Origin of the sequence: Pseudomonas sp. IT-P100, assembly GCF_949767185.1 — a bacterium.
GTDB lineage: Bacteria > Pseudomonadota > Gammaproteobacteria > Pseudomonadales > Pseudomonadaceae > Aquipseudomonas > Aquipseudomonas fluorescens_B.
This window is the reverse complement of sequence record NZ_CATKQK010000008.1, coordinates 83,188-97,447: the sequence shown is the minus strand read 5'-3', so window position 1 is coordinate 97,447 and position 14,260 is coordinate 83,188. Positions and strand designations below refer to the sequence as shown.

Genomic DNA, 14,260 nt, shown 5'->3' with positions numbered 1-14,260 from the left:
CCAAAAAACAAAACCCGCTCCCCGAAAGGAACGGGCGGGTCGAGCTTAAGCTTGAGTGGCGTACTTGGCCAGACGTGGATCGCTCTTCAGAACGGCCAGGGTGTTGGTATGCACGTCGTCAGCGGTCACGTCAGCCTTGCTGAAGATCTGCTGGAAGTGCTCATGAGTGACGGCGGCGAAGTGCGCACGGTCTTCCGGCGCCACGCCCAGTACCACGGCGTAAGTGGTCAGCGCTTCGCCCTGACCCTTGGCCATGTCTTCGGACAGCTCGTTCATCATGCCATTCATGGCAATCCAGGATTTGCCGCCATAGGTCAGCGACGCATTAGTCGAGCAACCGTTGGTACCGGAGGTCATACCGAAGGTTGCGTTGCCGGAAGTGCCGTTGGTGGTGGATGCCAGGAAGTGAGCCGGGGTGCCACGCTGACCTTCGAACAGCATGTTGCCCCAACCGCAATCCGGGCCGCCTGGCGCCTGAGCCATGGCATTGAGGGATACAGCGGTGAAGAGAGTACCGAGAAGAATCCGTTTCATAGCTTTGTTCTCTTTATGTGCATACCAATGGACAAGGGGTCTGGCCCGATCTGGCGCCAGTGGGCCGGTTATTGTTCCAGCCGCGCAGTTTGGAGTTTAGGCACGTTCCAAGGGTTCCGTGACATTTTGCGAAATATTCGTTGAAAACGTTGATTTAGACCCGGTCCGCCTGGGGATAGCAGTTTAGCTATGCTTTGGCTAAAGGCGCGCCTTGCCAGTGGGGTACGGGCAGCGCCAGAATGCCGCTATCTGCCCCGCCTGATGTAAGGAAGCCCGATGCCTGATCCTGTTGCTGCCAGCTTGCGTCTAGCGCCCGAAGCGCTGACCCGTCCGTTTTCCGCTGAACAGTTCAGCTTCTCTACCACCAATGATCTGGAGCCTTTCCGCGGTGTGCTTGGCCAGGAACGTGCGGTCGAAGCCTTGCAGTTCGGTGTGGCCATGCCACGCCCCGGTTACAACGTCTTCGTCATGGGCGAGCCTGGCACCGGCCGGTTTTCGTTCGTCAAACGCTACCTGAAAGCCGAAGGCAAACGCCTGCAGACCCCGGCGGACTGGGTCTACGTCAACAACTTCGATGAGCCCCGTGAACCCCGCGCCCTGGAATTGCCCTCGGGCACCGCTGGCGCGTTCATCGGTGATATCAACGCGCTGATCGACAACCTGCTGGCGACGTTTCCGGCTGTATTCGAACACCCGTCCTACCAGCAGAAGAAAAGCGCCATCGACCGCGCTTTCAACCAGCGCTACGACAAGGCGCTGGACATCATCGAACGCCTGGCGCTGGAGAAAGAAGTCGCGCTTTACCGCGATGCCAGCAACATCGCGTTTACCCCGATGAGCGAAGGCAAGGCATTGGATGAAGCGGAATTCGCCCAGTTGCCGGAAGCCGATCGCGAGCGTTTTCACGATGACATTTCCGGTCTGGAGGAGCGCCTGAACGAAGAGCTCGCCAGCCTGCCGCAATGGAAGCGCGAGTCGAGCAATCAACTGCGCCACCTCAACGAAGAAACCATCACCCTGGCCTTGCAACCGTTGTTGTCGCCGCTGTCGGAGAAATACGCCGAGAACGCGGCGGTATGCGGTTACCTGCAGGCGATGCAGGTCTATCTGCTGAAAACCGTGGTCGAGCAACTGGTGGACGACAGCAAAGCCGACGCCGTTGCCCGCAAGATGCTGGAAGAGCAATACGCGCCGAGCCTGATGGTCGGTCATTCGGCCAGCGGCGGTGCGCCGGTGGTGTTCGAACCGCACCCGACTTACGAAAACCTGTTTGGCCGCATCGAATACAGCACCGATCAGGGCGCGCTCTACACGACGTATCGTCAACTGCGCCCGGGCGCGCTGCACCGTGCCAACGGCGGCTTCCTGATCCTCGAAGCGGAAAAAATGCTCAGCGAACCGTTTGTGTGGGATGCGCTCAAGCGCGCCCTGCAATCGCGCAAGCTGAAAATGGAATCGCCGCTGGGCGAGTTGGGCCGCCTGGCCACCGTGACCCTGACACCGCAGCACATTCCGTTGCAGGTCAAAGTCGTCATCATCGGTGCCCGACAGCTGTACTACACGCTGCAAGACCTCGATCCGGACTTCCAGGAGATGTTCCGCGTCCTGGTGGATTTCGATGAAGACATCCCGATGGTCGACGAGAGCCTGGAACAGTTCGCCCAGCTACTGAAAACCCGCACCTCCGAAGAAGGCATGGCGCCGCTGACCGCCGACGCGGTGGCGCGTCTGGCGACGTACAGCGCGCGTCTGGCCGAGCATCAGGGGCGTTTGTCGGCGCGGATCGGCGATCTGTTCCAACTGGTCAGCGAGGCGGATTTCATTCGTCATCTGGCGGGCGACGAAATGACCGACGCCGGGCATATCGAGCGTGCGCTTAAAGCCAAGGCCACCCGCACCGGGCGTGTTTCGGCGCGGATTCTCGATGACATGCTGGCCGGGATCATCCTGATCGACACCGATGGCGCGGCAGTCGGCAAGTGCAACGGGCTGACGGTGCTGGAGGTCGGTGACTCGGCGTTCGGTGTGCCGGCACGGATTTCCGCCACGGTCTATCCGGGCGGCAGCGGCATTGTCGACATCGAACGCGAAGTCAACCTCGGCCAGCCGATTCACTCCAAAGGCGTGATGATCCTCACCGGGTATCTGGGCAGCCGTTACGCCCAGGAATTCCCGCTGGCGATTTCCGCGAGTATCGCGCTGGAGCAGTCCTATGGTTACGTCGATGGCGACAGTGCGTCGCTGGGTGAAGCGTGCACGTTGATCTCGGCCTTGTCGAAAACGCCGCTCAAGCAGTGCTTTGCCATCACCGGTTCGATCAACCAGTTCGGTGAAGTGCAGGCGGTGGGCGGGGTCAACGAGAAGATCGAAGGCTTCTTCCGTCTCTGCGAAGCTCGTGGGCTGACCGGCGAGCAGGGGGCGATCATTCCCCACGCCAACGTCGCCACGCTGATGCTCGACGAGAAGGTATTGGCGGCGGTGCGTGCGGGGCAGTTCCATGTCTACGCGGTGCGTCAGGCCGATGAGGCATTGAGCCTGTTGGTCGGCGAGCCCGCCGGTGCGCCGGATGAGAATGGCGAGTTCCCTGAAGGGAGCGTGAATGCGCGGGTGGTGGAACGCTTGCGGGTGATTGCGGAAATGATCAGCGAAGAAGACCTGAAAGAGGCCGAGAAAGAAGCTGCGCAGGAAGCCTTGGTCGAAGCCAAGCCGGCCTGACGCGCAACAAAACTGTGGGAGCGAGCCTGCTCGCGATGAGGGCTTCACATTCAACGAAGATGTTGAGTGTCAGTCCGCAATCGCGAGCAGGCTCGCTCCCACCTTTGTATTCGGGTCGACCTGAAAAAGTGCCATCACTCTGACGTCAATATTCACACAATGACCATTCGGCGCCTTCTGGTCTCAGTTGACGTGCTGGTCAGACTTTTCTTCTATTCTGAGCTCAAGGATATCGACAGTAATCACTGGATCGAGACAGCTCTCCCGTGGGGGCTGAATACCGGATCTAACGAGGGTCGCCGCCATGTCGCGCAACCTCTGCCTCACCCGTCAATGCCTGGGTCTTGTGACCCGTATCGAATGCGCCATCAAGCCATTGGCTGGCGATACGGGCATGTGGACCTTGCTGTTTGCCGCCGGAATGGCCGGCGAACAACCGTCAGCCATCAAGGCCCAGGGCCCGTTTCATGGCCCTTTCGTGGCTGAATCAATCCTCGACACCATTGTTGAAAGCCTGACCCTGCACGGCTACGAACTGGCCGACGATCCACAAATCTGGTGCCTGCACCTGCAAGCCCAGCTGCGGGAAATCAATGGTGGCCGTTGCCGCAACCTGGGCGGCTTCGAGTTTCGCCCCGACCATTGAGAAGGCTATTGGTCAAGGCTGGACGTGTCAGCCTTGTCGAGCTTGACCTCGAAGCCGTATTGCACGGTGGTGAGGTCGGTTCGCTGATAGGTTTCCAGATGAGTGGGCTGGCCATAGAAGTAATGCACACCGAATAACGCCGGGCCTTCTGCGCTCGCGTCGTGAATGACCGAAAGAATCTCCTTGAGATAGTGACCGCTATCGTCCCTGGCGAAAAAGCGCCAGTCCTGGGCGGGAAACAGCTTCAGATCAACCACCAGCGCATTGCCTTTCAATTCCAGGCCTTTGGGCAGTTGGTGGGCATCGAGTGTCTGCTTGTCGACCGTCGCCAGGAACAGCGGCATGGAGCCCACCGCGTAGGCCGGCGTTTGCGCAAACAGGTTCAGATCGTAGGTGATGATGCCGCGCAGAGGATCGATCTGAAACGCCTCCGGCGGTAACTCGATCGGCTCATCGCGTTGACCGCTGCTGTCCTCGGTAAAGAAGCTGACCGGGCTGTCCCCGGGGTTGAAGGACGTCCCCAGCAATTCATCGTTGAAACTTCGGGCGTGGTCGAATTCGATGCGCGCCGCGCTAGGATCTTCCACCGCTTGACGGATGCTGACGCTCTTTTTCAGTTGTTCCTCAGTCAGCGTCGCACCTTTGAGCCAGGTCGGGGCCTGATCGTCGTACACCACCACCGGCAAGGTCAGTGGCTGGATGGTTTTATCGGTGGTGTGCTGGTCGAAGCGACGGACTGGCAGGTCCAGGTCCTTGCGTGTGACCGTGACCGCCGAGAAGTCGAGCAGGCTGACTTCAAGGGTCTCGATCGGCCCGTTGAAGTACACCTTGGAGTAATGGTTTTTTTGCTGCTTTTCAAAAGCGCGTTGCTCTTCATAGAGTTGTTTTTCGAACGTTTCGCTCCAGGCCTTTTGTTGCTGCATTTTTGCGAGCTGTTGTTGAAAAAAGGCAATTTGCGCGGCGGTTTCGTTGATCGAGCCGGCGCGCGAAAGAAATTGCCCGGTGGTGTCTTTGGCCTGGACGATCAGCGGGTTGAGCGGCGTTCCGCCCACCTCGGGCGCCAGCGGTGCGCTGTTGTTGAATTCGATCTCGGCGTAGTTGTTTGTCAGTTTAAGCAAGGTGACGCTGAGGTTGTCGTTGGTGCGGGTCTGGCCCACGTCCTTTTTTGTCAGGTCGAAGCTATAAAGCCTGCGGGGTGCGATGACTTCCACTTTGCCTTGCAGGCTGACCGGCTGCGGTTGGTGCTTGTTGTCGACGTCAAGGCCATCGATGAACGGATAAGTCACTGTCAGGTCATCGGGGTTGGTCAGGTTGGAGCTCGACGGGCTTAGCTGAATGCCGGGGTCGGTTTCCGACCATTCCGGCTGGAACGCGATCACGCGTTTGTTGCTCAGGGTCACCGACTGCCATTCCAGGCCATGGGGAAAGAGAAACGCGGCCGGAATGTCGAAGTTGAAGGGGAACACTGGCTGCAGGTCGGTCAGGTAGTCGGAGCTGGAGTCCTTGTGCAACACGATCAGGCCGTTGATGTACGTGTCGACCAGCGCCTGGGGCGTGGGATAGTGCTTGAGCACCGCAAGGACGTCTTCACCGTACTCGGTGACCACGGGTTTGCTGTCGAGTTTGAGTTGTGCGCGCTCGAGCAACAGCAGCGAACCACCCAGTTCGGCCACGATATCCTTGAGTTTCGGGTCCTGAATGGCATCCAGGGCCTTCTCGAACTGCGCGGTTTTTTCCTCGAGGCTGACCTGGCGTTTGTCATCGCTGGGCGAGCAGCCGCTCATCAGCACGGCCAGGCAAACCCCGGCGCTCATCAAAGGCAATCGCACACCCATTTCCCGTCTTCCTGTCCGCTGTCGCTGAGCTGTCAATGGTTTGGACACTAGCAGAAAAACCTTGTGACACACGTGCAGGTGGCGGATTTCCCGATGGTTTCTGGCTGTAACAGGTGGCTGGTATACTCGCGGCCATTTCCAGTCCACATGTGAGATTCAATGGAACGCTTTATCGAAAATGCAATGTACGCCTCCCGCTGGCTGTTGGCGCCGATCTACTTCGGCCTGTCCCTCGGTCTGCTGGCTCTGGCGCTGAAATTCTTCCAGGAAGTCTTCCACGTCATTCCCAACGTGTTCTCGATGGCTGAGTCGGACCTGATCCTGGTGCTGCTGTCGTTGATCGACATGGCACTGGTGGGTGGTTTGCTGGTGATGGTGATGATTTCCGGTTACGAGAACTTCGTCTCTCAACTGGATATCGACGACAGCAAGGAAAAACTCAACTGGCTGGGCACCATGGATTCGTCTTCGTTGAAGATGAAGGTCGCGGCGTCCATCGTGGCGATTTCATCGATCCATCTGTTGCGGATCTTCATGGACGCCAAAAACGTCGATCCCGAGCATTTGAAGTGGTACGTGATCATTCACATGACTTTCGTGGTGTCGGCCTTTGCCATGGGGTATCTGGATAAGCTGACCAAGCACTGATTGCTGCGTTTTTGCCTTTTTTACACCGCCCGTCCGTTGCGAAACAGACGGGCGGTGTCGTTTGTGGCTTGTGCTTTGATGCAGTGAGGCCTATGCCTGTAAGGATGTTGGCTCGCCACTGTGTGAGGTGCGTTCATGAACCTGCAAGAGCTGAATGCTTATGCCATCGCCGGGAAGGTCGATGAGTTGAACCTGATCTCCATGGAAGGTGGAATCTACCTGCTGGAAGCGCGCATGCATGGCGCGGCGTACCCCTTGAGCGACGCTCGCGGCCAGATGTTTCACCTGCGCTCGGTCGAGCATGCACGCGAAATACTCCATGCCTGCCCCAGCTTGCCGTTCAACCTGGTGCATACCTCGGTTCATGACGAAATGTGCGGTCTGGGCGGCAGTGCTGGAGAAAGTCTGAAGGTGCCGATCTCTTTCCGTACAACAGGGCTGCGCTGACAGCCCTCATCAGCGCAGCGACATCTGTGCTAGTCTGCTGGCCCTTTTGGTTCCGGGCGCTCCGGGACGCGCTGTGCACGCACGGCAAGTTCCAGGGCCGTCCGCACAGCGGAGCAGTGTCATGTCCGAAGTAAATCTGTCCACCGACGAAACCCGCGTCAGCTACGGTATTGGCCGTCAGCTGGGCGACCAACTGCGCGACAACCCGCCGCCGGGCGTTAGCCTGGACGCGATCCTCGCAGGCCTGACCGACGCGTTCGCCGGCAAGCCAAGCCGTGTGGGTCAGGAAGAAATGTCCGCGAGCTTCAAGGTTATTCGCGAAATCATGCAAGCCGAAGCGGCTGCCAAAGCTGAAGCGGCTGCTGGCGAAGGCCTGGCATTCCTGGCTGAAAACGCCAAGCGCGATGGCATCACTACCCTGGCTTCCGGTCTGCAATTCGAAGTGCTGACTGCCGGCGAAGGCGCCAAGCCATCCCGTGAAGACACCGTGCGTACTCACTACCACGGCACCCTGATCGACGGCACTGTGTTCGACAGCTCCTACGATCGTGGTCAGCCAGCAGAGTTTCCGGTTGGCGGCGTGATCGCTGGCTGGACCGAAGCCCTGCAACTGATGAACGCCGGCAGCAAATGGCGCCTGTACGTGCCGAGCGAACTGGCTTACGGCGCTCAAGGCGTTGGCAGCATTCCGCCGCACAGCGTACTGGTCTTCGACGTCGAGCTGCTCGACGTTCTGTAAGGTCTGGGCTGTCACCATGACGGTCTAATGTGGGAGCCAGCCTGCTGGCGATGGGAGCGACCGGGTTTCTTCAAGACCGCGTTGATACCCTCGCCAGCAGGCTGGCCCCACAGTTTTTACGGCGCTATTCATACTTCAAGCTTGTTGTGCAGCTCACTGGTCGGGCGCAACGCCCGGGCATAGCAGAACAGAAACAGATTGCGTACCAGTTCCTTGAGCACCACCGGCTCGCTGGAACTCAGGCCGTTGACGTCCAGATCACCCTGATCCTGCAACTCGTTCAAGGCTTCCTCTTCAAGCACCGCGCAGACTTCCCCGGTTTCCCGATGCAGGATCCTGAGGTATGGGTGTGGGCGGTCCAGCCAGGCATCGATCAAATAAGTCATGGTTCTCATCTCCATTGGGTTGTTCCAATGAGAATAATTCTTATTCATCAAATAGCAAGGGCCTATTGGCGGTTTGCGGTTTTTTCCGGGTAAAGATTGCGTAAGGTCAAAACGGCTGGCGTTTGGCTATTGCCAGGGATTGCTGGGCGAAGCGGAGGAGGGCGAAGCACCATCCCACGCAGGGCGCGGGATGGATTGCAGACGGCTCAGACTTTTCTGACGAACTCGGATTTGAGCTTCATCGGCCCGATGCCGTCGATCTTGCAGTCGATGTCGTGGTCGCCATCACACAGGCGGATGTTCTTGACCTTGGTGCCAACCTTGACCACCAGCGACGTGCCTTTGACCTTGAGGTCCTTGATCACGGTGATGGTGTCACCGTCCTGCAGGACGTTGCCTACGGAATCTTTTTTCACGGTGTCATCGGACGCTGCTTCAGCTTCGCCGCTGGCGGACCACTCGTGGGCGCACTCGGGGCAGATCAGCTGAGCGCCGTCTTCGTAAGTGTATTCGGAATTGCATTTCGGGCAGGGTGGCAACGTGCTCACTAAAGCTCCTTGGATTCAGGATCGCTAAAAAGCGCACATTATATAGGGTTTTTTCGGGCGAGGGAGCTGACAGCAAAAGATCGCAGCCTTCGGCAGCTCCTGCGGGGTTTTGTGTCCGCCCGTAGGAGCTGCCGAAGGCTGCGATCTTTTAATCTTGCTTTTAGTGTGTGCGGGCTACTGCGAACTCGCTCAATTCCACCAATGCATCGCGGTATTCGCTGGCAGGCAGCGCATCGAGGCATTTGATCGCACGGGCCACATAATCACGGGCCAGTTGCGCGGTGTACTCAAGGGAGCCGGACGCTTCAACGGCCTCGCGGATGCTTTCGAGGTCCTCGATGCCACCTTTCTGAATCGCCTTTCGCACCAGTGCCGCCTGTTCCGGCGTACCTTCGCGCATGGTGTAGATCAGTGGCAGGGTCGGCTTGCCTTCAGCCAGGTCGTCGCCGACGTTCTTGCCCAGGGTTTCCGCATCGCCCTTGTAGTCCAGCAGGTCGTCCACCAGTTGGAAAGCCACGCCCAGGTGATCACCAAAGGTGCGCAGGGCTTCGGCCTGTTCCGGAGTGGCTTCGCAGAGGGCTGCAGCACTGTGGGTCGAAGCTTCGAAGAGCATCGCGGTCTTGCCGCGGATGACTTCCATGTAGGTTTCTTCGGTGGTGCTGGCGTCGCGGACCTTCGACAGCTGCAACACTTCGCCTTCGGCGATGATGCGCGTGGCCTGCGAAAGGATTTTCATCACCGGCATGGAGCCCAGTTCGACCATCATTTCGAAGGAACGCGAATACAGGAAGTCGCCCACCAGCACACTCGGAGCGTTGCCCCACATGGCATTGGCGGTCGAGCGGCCACGGCGCATGCCGGACATATCGACCACGTCGTCATGCAGCAGGGTGGCGGTGTGCAGGAACTCGATGGTCGCGGCCAGCAGACGCAGGTCGTCGCCTTCGCGGCCAAGGGCCTTGCCACACAACAGCACTAATAAAGGACGCAGGCGTTTTCCGCCGGCCGAGGTAATGTAGTCGCCGATTTTCGATACCAGCGGCACTCGGGAAGTCAGCTGCTTCTTGATGATGCCGTCGACGGCGCTAAAATCGTCCGCCACCGCGCGGTAGAAAGCTTGGGGTTGCATCAGCGACAGTTGCTCCAGAAGGGTTGCGCGGCATGCTAGGACCCACGTCGGCGGGTGTCAAGGCACGATGGACGGCCTCTTGCATCGCCCCGGCAGCTTGCGTACAATCGCGCACCCTGAACTTCCTGGGCAGCACCTGCCTTACGCAATTGCAAACAGGCCTTCCAGCCTTATGCAGCCATGCCAGCCAATACCTCTTCTTATAAAGAGCTGGGTGAGCAGGATTATCGGAGAAATACCATGTCGTACGCAGTAATCGTTACTGGTGGCAAGCAGTACAAAGTCGCCCCAGGTGAATACCTGAAGATTGAAAAACTGGAAATCGCTACCGGCGAATCCGTAACTTTTGATCGCGTTCTGTTGGTCGCCAATGGCGATGACGTGAATATCGGCGCTCCAGTTGTTGCTGGCGCTACCGTTGTGGCTGAAGTGATCTCCCAAGGTCGTCACGATAAAGTCCGCATCATCAAGTTCCGTCGTCGTAAGCACCACATGAAGCGTATGGGCCACCGCCAGTGGTACACCGAGATCAAAATCACCGGTATTCAGGCTTAATTTCAGCCTAATTCCTCACTAGGAGAATTGAACTCATGGCACACAAAAAAGCTGGTGGTAGTACCCGTAACGGTCGCGACTCAGAAGCCAAACGCCTTGGCGTGAAGATGTATGGCGGCCAGGTTATCATTCCGGGCAACATCATCGTGCGTCAGCGCGGCACCCAATTCCACGCCGGTTACGGTGTTGGCATGGGTAAAGATCACACTCTGTTCGCTAAAATCGACGGCGTGATCAAGTTCGAAGTAAAGGGCGCCTTCGGTCGTCGTTACGTAAGCATTGTCCCGAAGACTGAAGTCGTCGCGGCATAATTACGTGGTTGCTGGAAAAGCCCTGTCTTGCGACGGGGCTTTTTCGTTTGTGGGGTGAGTCTCTTGCAAAGCTGTTTGTAATGGGCTCCAGCGCTGGATTTGCGGTCGTTGATTGAGGTCGCTGCGCTCATTTTTGCAAGAGTCTTATGTCTAGATTTTTTCGGCTCGTCCGTATGGCGAGAGGCGTTTTGTTATGAAGTTTGTTGATGAAGTATCGATTCGAGTAAAGGCCGGCGACGGCGGCAACGGTTGCATGAGCTTCCGTCGCGAGAAATTCATCGAAAACGGTGGCCCGAACGGCGGTGACGGTGGTGATGGCGGTTCGGTGTACATGATCGCCGATGAAAACCTCAACACCCTGGTGGACTACCGTTACACCCGGCACTTCGATGCCGAGCGCGGCTCCAACGGCGGCAGCACCGACTGCACCGGCAAGAAAGGTGAAGAGCTGGTGTTGCGTGTTCCGGTCGGCACGACTGTCATCGATGCGGCCACCCAGGAAGTGATCGGCGACCTGACCAAGGCTGGCCAGAAACTGCTGGTGGCTCACGGCGGCTGGCACGGCCTGGGCAACACCCGTTTCAAATCCAGTACCAACCGCGCTCCGCGTCAGACCACTCCGGGCAAGCCGGGTGAGGCGCGTGACCTGAAACTGGAAATGAAAGTGTTGGCGGACGTGGGTCTGCTGGGCTTGCCGAATGCGGGCAAAAGTACCTTCATCCGCTCGGTGTCGGCCGCCAAGCCGAAAGTCGCCGACTACCCGTTCACCACGCTGGTGCCGAACCTGGGCGTGGTCAGCGTCGATCGCTGGAAGAGCTTTGTGGTCGCGGACATTCCGGGCCTGATCGAAGGCGCTTCCGATGGTGCAGGCCTGGGGATTCGCTTCCTCAAGCACTTGTCGCGTACCCGTTTGCTGTTGCACCTCGTGGACATGGCGCCGCTTGACGACACCAGTGCCCCGGATGCTGCCGAAGTGATCGTCAGCGAACTGACCAAGTTCAGCCCGTCCCTGGCTGAGCGTGATCGTTGGCTGGTGCTGAACAAGTGCGACCAGATCCTTGAAGAAGAGCACGATGCTCGCGTCAAGGAAATCGTCGATCGCCTGGAGTGGACCGGTCCGGTTTACGTGATCTCTGCCATTTCCAAGTTGGGCACCGAGCGTCTGTGCCACGACATCATGCGTTACATGGAAGATCGTGCCGATCGCCTGGCGAACGACCCGGCTTACAAGGAAGAGCTGGCCGATCTCGATCAGCGCATCGAAGACGAAGCCCGTGCTCAGTTGCAAGCCCTGGACGACCAGCGTGCACTGCGTCGCAGCGGCGTGAAGTCGGTCCATGACATCGGCGACGATGATTGGGACGAGGAAGACGTGGATGATGAGGACGGTCCGGAAATCATTTACGTGCGCGACTGATTCGTTGCAGTAAACTTAAGCGCCGCTCAATTGAGCGGCGTTTTGGTATCTGGAAATCGGTAGTCACGAATAACGTTACGGGCAGCGCTGGGTCGCGCTGTCCTCAAGCTAAGGTTGAAGATGATGCGGAGCAAGGTGACAGGTGCGCAGCGTTGGGTCGTGAAAATCGGCAGCGCTTTGCTGACGGCGGACGGCAAGGGCCTGGATCGCGCGGCAATGGGTGTCTGGGTCGAACAGATGGTGGCCTTGCATGAGGCGGGCGTTGAGCTGGTGCTGGTGTCCTCCGGGGCGGTGGCAGCGGGCATGAGCCGTCTGGGCTGGACCGTACGACCCAGTGCGATGCACGAGTTGCAGGCGGCGGCCGCCATCGGTCAGATGGGCCTGGTTCAGGCCTGGGAATCGAGCTTTGCCGAGCATGGCCGACATACCGCGCAGATTCTCCTGACGCACGACGACCTGTCCGACCGCAAGCGCTACCTGAACGCCCGCAGCACCTTGCGTGCCTTGGTCGAGTTGAAAGTGATCCCGGTGATCAACGAAAACGACACGGTGGTGACGGATGAAATCCGTTTCGGTGACAACGACACGCTGGCGGCGCTGGTGGCCAACCTGGTCGAAGCTGATTTACTGGTGATCCTGACGGATCGCGACGGCATGTTCGATGCCGATCCGCGCAACAATCCCGATGCCAAGCTGATTTACGAAGCGCGCGCCGATGACCCGGCGCTGGACGCCGTGGCGGGTGGTACCGGCGGTGCGTTGGGGCGCGGCGGCATGCAAACCAAGTTGCGCGCGGCGCGTCTTGCGGCGCGTTCCGGTGCGCACACCATCATCGTTGGCGGACGCCTCGAGCGTGTCCTGGATCGCCTGAAGGCGGGCGAGCGTATCGGCACCTTGCTGTCGCCTGAACGCGGCATGCTGGCAGCGCGCAAACAATGGCTGGCCGGCCATTTGCAAACCCGCGGCACGCTGGTGCTGGATGCGGGCGCGGTGACGGCGTTGTCCCAAGGCAACAAAAGCCTGCTGCCGGTCGGCGTCAAGCTCGTCCAGGGCAGTTTCCGTCGCGGCGAAATGGTGGTGTGTGTGGCGCCGGACGGTCGTGAGATCGCCCGTGGCCTGGCCAACTACAGCGCGCTGGAAGCGCAGAAAATCATCGGTCAGTCGTCTGAGGCGATTGTCGGTCTGTTGGGTTACATGGCGGAGCCGGAACTGGTTCACCGCGATAACCTGATCCTGGTCTGAAGGAATACCTGAATGCGCGTGACAAAAGGATTGTTGGGTCTGCTGTTGGTAATGCCGCTGCTGGCCTCGGCCGAGGAGATTGGCCAGGTGTCGACGGTGTTCAAGTTCGTCGGCCCGAATGACCGCATCGTGGTCGAGGCATTTGACGATCCGAAGGTGGAGGGCGTGACGTGCTACCTGTCGCGTGCCAAGACGGGTGGCGTGAAGGGCGGTCTGGGCCTGGCTGAGGATCGCGCTGAAGCGTCTATCGCCTGTCGTCAGGTGGGTCCGATCAACTTCAAGGGCGAGTTGAAGGATGGTGAGGAGGTGTTCAAGGAGCGCACCTCGCTGGTGTTCAAGACCATGCAGGTGGTGCGGTTCCTCGACAAGAAGCGCAATACGCTGGTGTACCTGGTCTACAGCGATCGCTTGATCGAGGGCAGCCCTCAGAATGCGGTGACGGCGATTCCGATTCTGCCGTGGACGCACGCTCAATAAGCTAGCGAAGATCCAAATTGTGGGAGCGAGCCTGCTCGCGATAGCGGACTTTCAGTCAGCAGAGATGTTGAATGTTAGTCACTCATCGCGAGCAGGCTCGCTCCCACATTTTTTTGTCCTGTGTTTGCCAAATCACAGGCAATAAAAAACCGACCCTGGGGTCGGTTTTTCAACAAGCTTATCGCTTATGCGGCAACAGCAAGGTTCAGAGCCTTGACGTGACCGTTCAGGCGGCTCTTATGACGAGCAGCCTTGTTCTTGTGGATGATGCCTTTATCGGCCATACGGTCGATAACTGGCACGGCCAGAACGTAAGCAGCTTGAGCTTTTTCAGCGTCTTTTGCGTCGATGGCCTTAACTACATTCTTGATGTAGGTACGAACCATGGAACGCAGGCTGGCGTTGTGGCTGCGACGCTTCTCAGCCTGTTTTGCACGTTTTTTGGCGGAAGGTGTGTTGGCCACCGTCGAGCTCCTCGAAAGACTTTTTAGGAAATAGCAAACAAAATAGGCCGCGAATCATGCCGATGAGTTGATGTCTTGTCAAGGGCGGTTGAGACGTTCCGCTAAGTGGTAGGTATAAAGAGGCGGGATATTTATTTCCGGCGCTTGACCTGTAAACTCGCGAGCTT

Annotated in this window: 16 protein-coding genes; 10 read left to right on the top strand and 6 right to left on the bottom strand. The window is 58.5% G+C overall.

Annotated features, from left to right (window positions below):
• Nucleotides 1–45 precede the first annotated feature (45 nt).
• Nucleotides 46–534, bottom strand: a complete 489-nt coding sequence (locus tag ACM6IQ_RS06685) for a DUF3015 domain-containing protein (protein WP_017340868.1) — start codon at nucleotides 532–534, stop codon at nucleotides 46–48.
• A gap of 276 nt (nucleotides 535–810) precedes the next feature.
• Here ACM6IQ_RS06685 and ACM6IQ_RS06680 point away from each other — a divergent pair, with 276 nt between their 5' ends.
• Together ACM6IQ_RS06680 and ACM6IQ_RS06675 are read left to right on the top strand one after the other, a co-directional pair.
• Nucleotides 811–3,249 carry a Lon protease family protein gene (locus ACM6IQ_RS06680; RefSeq protein ID WP_017340867.1) on the top strand — a complete coding sequence of 813 codons (2,439 nt, stop codon included), beginning with the start codon at nucleotides 811–813 and terminating at the stop codon, nucleotides 3,247–3,249.
• Nucleotides 3,250–3,553: 304 nt separating this feature from the next.
• Complete coding sequence (locus ACM6IQ_RS06675) at nucleotides 3,554–3,895, top strand: hypothetical protein (RefSeq protein ID WP_017340866.1); 342 nt, start codon at nucleotides 3,554–3,556, stop codon at nucleotides 3,893–3,895.
• A gap of 5 nt (nucleotides 3,896–3,900) precedes the next feature.
• Here the strand turns inward: ACM6IQ_RS06675 and ACM6IQ_RS06670 are convergent, their stop codons facing one another.
• Nucleotides 3,901–5,730, bottom strand: a complete 1,830-nt coding sequence (locus ACM6IQ_RS06670) for a hypothetical protein (protein ID WP_414878320.1) — start codon at nucleotides 5,728–5,730, stop codon at nucleotides 3,901–3,903.
• 159 nt (nucleotides 5,731–5,889) lie between these two features.
• On the opposite strand from ACM6IQ_RS06670, the gene ACM6IQ_RS06665 reads away from it, so the two are divergent.
• The 3 genes from ACM6IQ_RS06665 (at nucleotide 5,890) to ACM6IQ_RS06655 (ending at nucleotide 7,564) form a co-directional block, all read left to right on the top strand.
• Nucleotides 5,890–6,378: a TIGR00645 family protein gene (locus tag ACM6IQ_RS06665; protein WP_007943976.1), complete on the top strand. Its 489-nt coding sequence runs from the start codon at nucleotides 5,890–5,892 to the stop codon at nucleotides 6,376–6,378.
• A gap of 135 nt (nucleotides 6,379–6,513) precedes the next feature.
• Complete coding sequence (locus tag ACM6IQ_RS06660) at nucleotides 6,514–6,825, top strand: DUF6482 family protein (protein ID WP_017340864.1); 312 nt, start codon at nucleotides 6,514–6,516, stop codon at nucleotides 6,823–6,825.
• 121 nt (nucleotides 6,826–6,946) lie between these two features.
• On the top strand, nucleotides 6,947–7,564 hold the full coding sequence (locus tag ACM6IQ_RS06655) for an FKBP-type peptidyl-prolyl cis-trans isomerase (protein WP_017340863.1): 618 nt from the start codon (nucleotides 6,947–6,949) through the stop codon (nucleotides 7,562–7,564).
• Between the two features lie 128 nt (nucleotides 7,565–7,692).
• Here ACM6IQ_RS06655 and ACM6IQ_RS06650 read toward each other — a convergent pair whose 3' ends face one another.
• From ACM6IQ_RS06650 to ACM6IQ_RS06640, 3 genes are all read right to left on the bottom strand, one after another.
• The gene (locus ACM6IQ_RS06650; RefSeq protein ID WP_017340862.1) at nucleotides 7,693–7,950 is read right to left on the bottom strand and encodes a hypothetical protein; all 258 of its coding nucleotides are present in this window, start codon (nucleotides 7,948–7,950) and stop codon (nucleotides 7,693–7,695) included.
• A 206-nt stretch (nucleotides 7,951–8,156) separates the two neighbouring features.
• Nucleotides 8,157–8,498 carry a zinc ribbon domain-containing protein YjdM gene (locus ACM6IQ_RS06645; protein WP_010467527.1) on the bottom strand — a complete coding sequence of 114 codons (342 nt, stop codon included), beginning with the start codon at nucleotides 8,496–8,498 and terminating at the stop codon, nucleotides 8,157–8,159.
• Nucleotides 8,499–8,658: 160 nt separating this feature from the next.
• Entirely contained in the window at nucleotides 8,659–9,627 is a 969-nt protein-coding gene (locus ACM6IQ_RS06640) for a polyprenyl synthetase family protein (RefSeq protein ID WP_017340860.1), read from the bottom strand.
• A gap of 240 nt (nucleotides 9,628–9,867) precedes the next feature.
• On the opposite strand from ACM6IQ_RS06640, the gene rplU reads away from it, so the two are divergent.
• The 5 genes from rplU to ACM6IQ_RS06615 all read left to right on the top strand — a co-directional run bounded on the left by rplU (nucleotide 9,868) and on the right by ACM6IQ_RS06615 (nucleotide 13,629).
• A complete protein-coding gene (gene rplU / locus ACM6IQ_RS06635; protein WP_003176051.1) occupies nucleotides 9,868–10,182 on the top strand; it encodes a 50S ribosomal protein L21 in 315 nt (104 codons plus the stop codon).
• Nucleotides 10,183–10,217: 35 nt separating this feature from the next.
• The gene (rpmA, locus tag ACM6IQ_RS06630; protein ID WP_017340859.1) at nucleotides 10,218–10,493 is read left to right on the top strand and encodes a 50S ribosomal protein L27; all 276 of its coding nucleotides are present in this window, start codon (nucleotides 10,218–10,220) and stop codon (nucleotides 10,491–10,493) included.
• Between the two features lie 193 nt (nucleotides 10,494–10,686).
• Nucleotides 10,687–11,910 carry an Obg family GTPase CgtA gene (cgtA, locus tag ACM6IQ_RS06625; protein WP_017340858.1) on the top strand — a complete coding sequence of 408 codons (1,224 nt, stop codon included), beginning with the start codon at nucleotides 10,687–10,689 and terminating at the stop codon, nucleotides 11,908–11,910.
• A gap of 123 nt (nucleotides 11,911–12,033) precedes the next feature.
• The gene (gene proB / locus ACM6IQ_RS06620; protein WP_017340857.1) at nucleotides 12,034–13,152 is read left to right on the top strand and encodes a glutamate 5-kinase; all 1,119 of its coding nucleotides are present in this window, start codon (nucleotides 12,034–12,036) and stop codon (nucleotides 13,150–13,152) included.
• Between the two features lie 12 nt (nucleotides 13,153–13,164).
• A complete protein-coding gene (locus tag ACM6IQ_RS06615) occupies nucleotides 13,165–13,629 on the top strand; it encodes a CreA family protein (protein ID WP_017340856.1) in 465 nt (154 codons plus the stop codon).
• A gap of 185 nt (nucleotides 13,630–13,814) precedes the next feature.
• On the opposite strand, the gene rpsT is transcribed toward ACM6IQ_RS06615, so the two are convergent.
• Nucleotides 13,815–14,093, bottom strand: a complete 279-nt coding sequence (gene rpsT, locus ACM6IQ_RS06610; protein WP_008154937.1) for a 30S ribosomal protein S20 — start codon at nucleotides 14,091–14,093, stop codon at nucleotides 13,815–13,817.
• Nucleotides 14,094–14,260 lie beyond the last annotated feature (167 nt).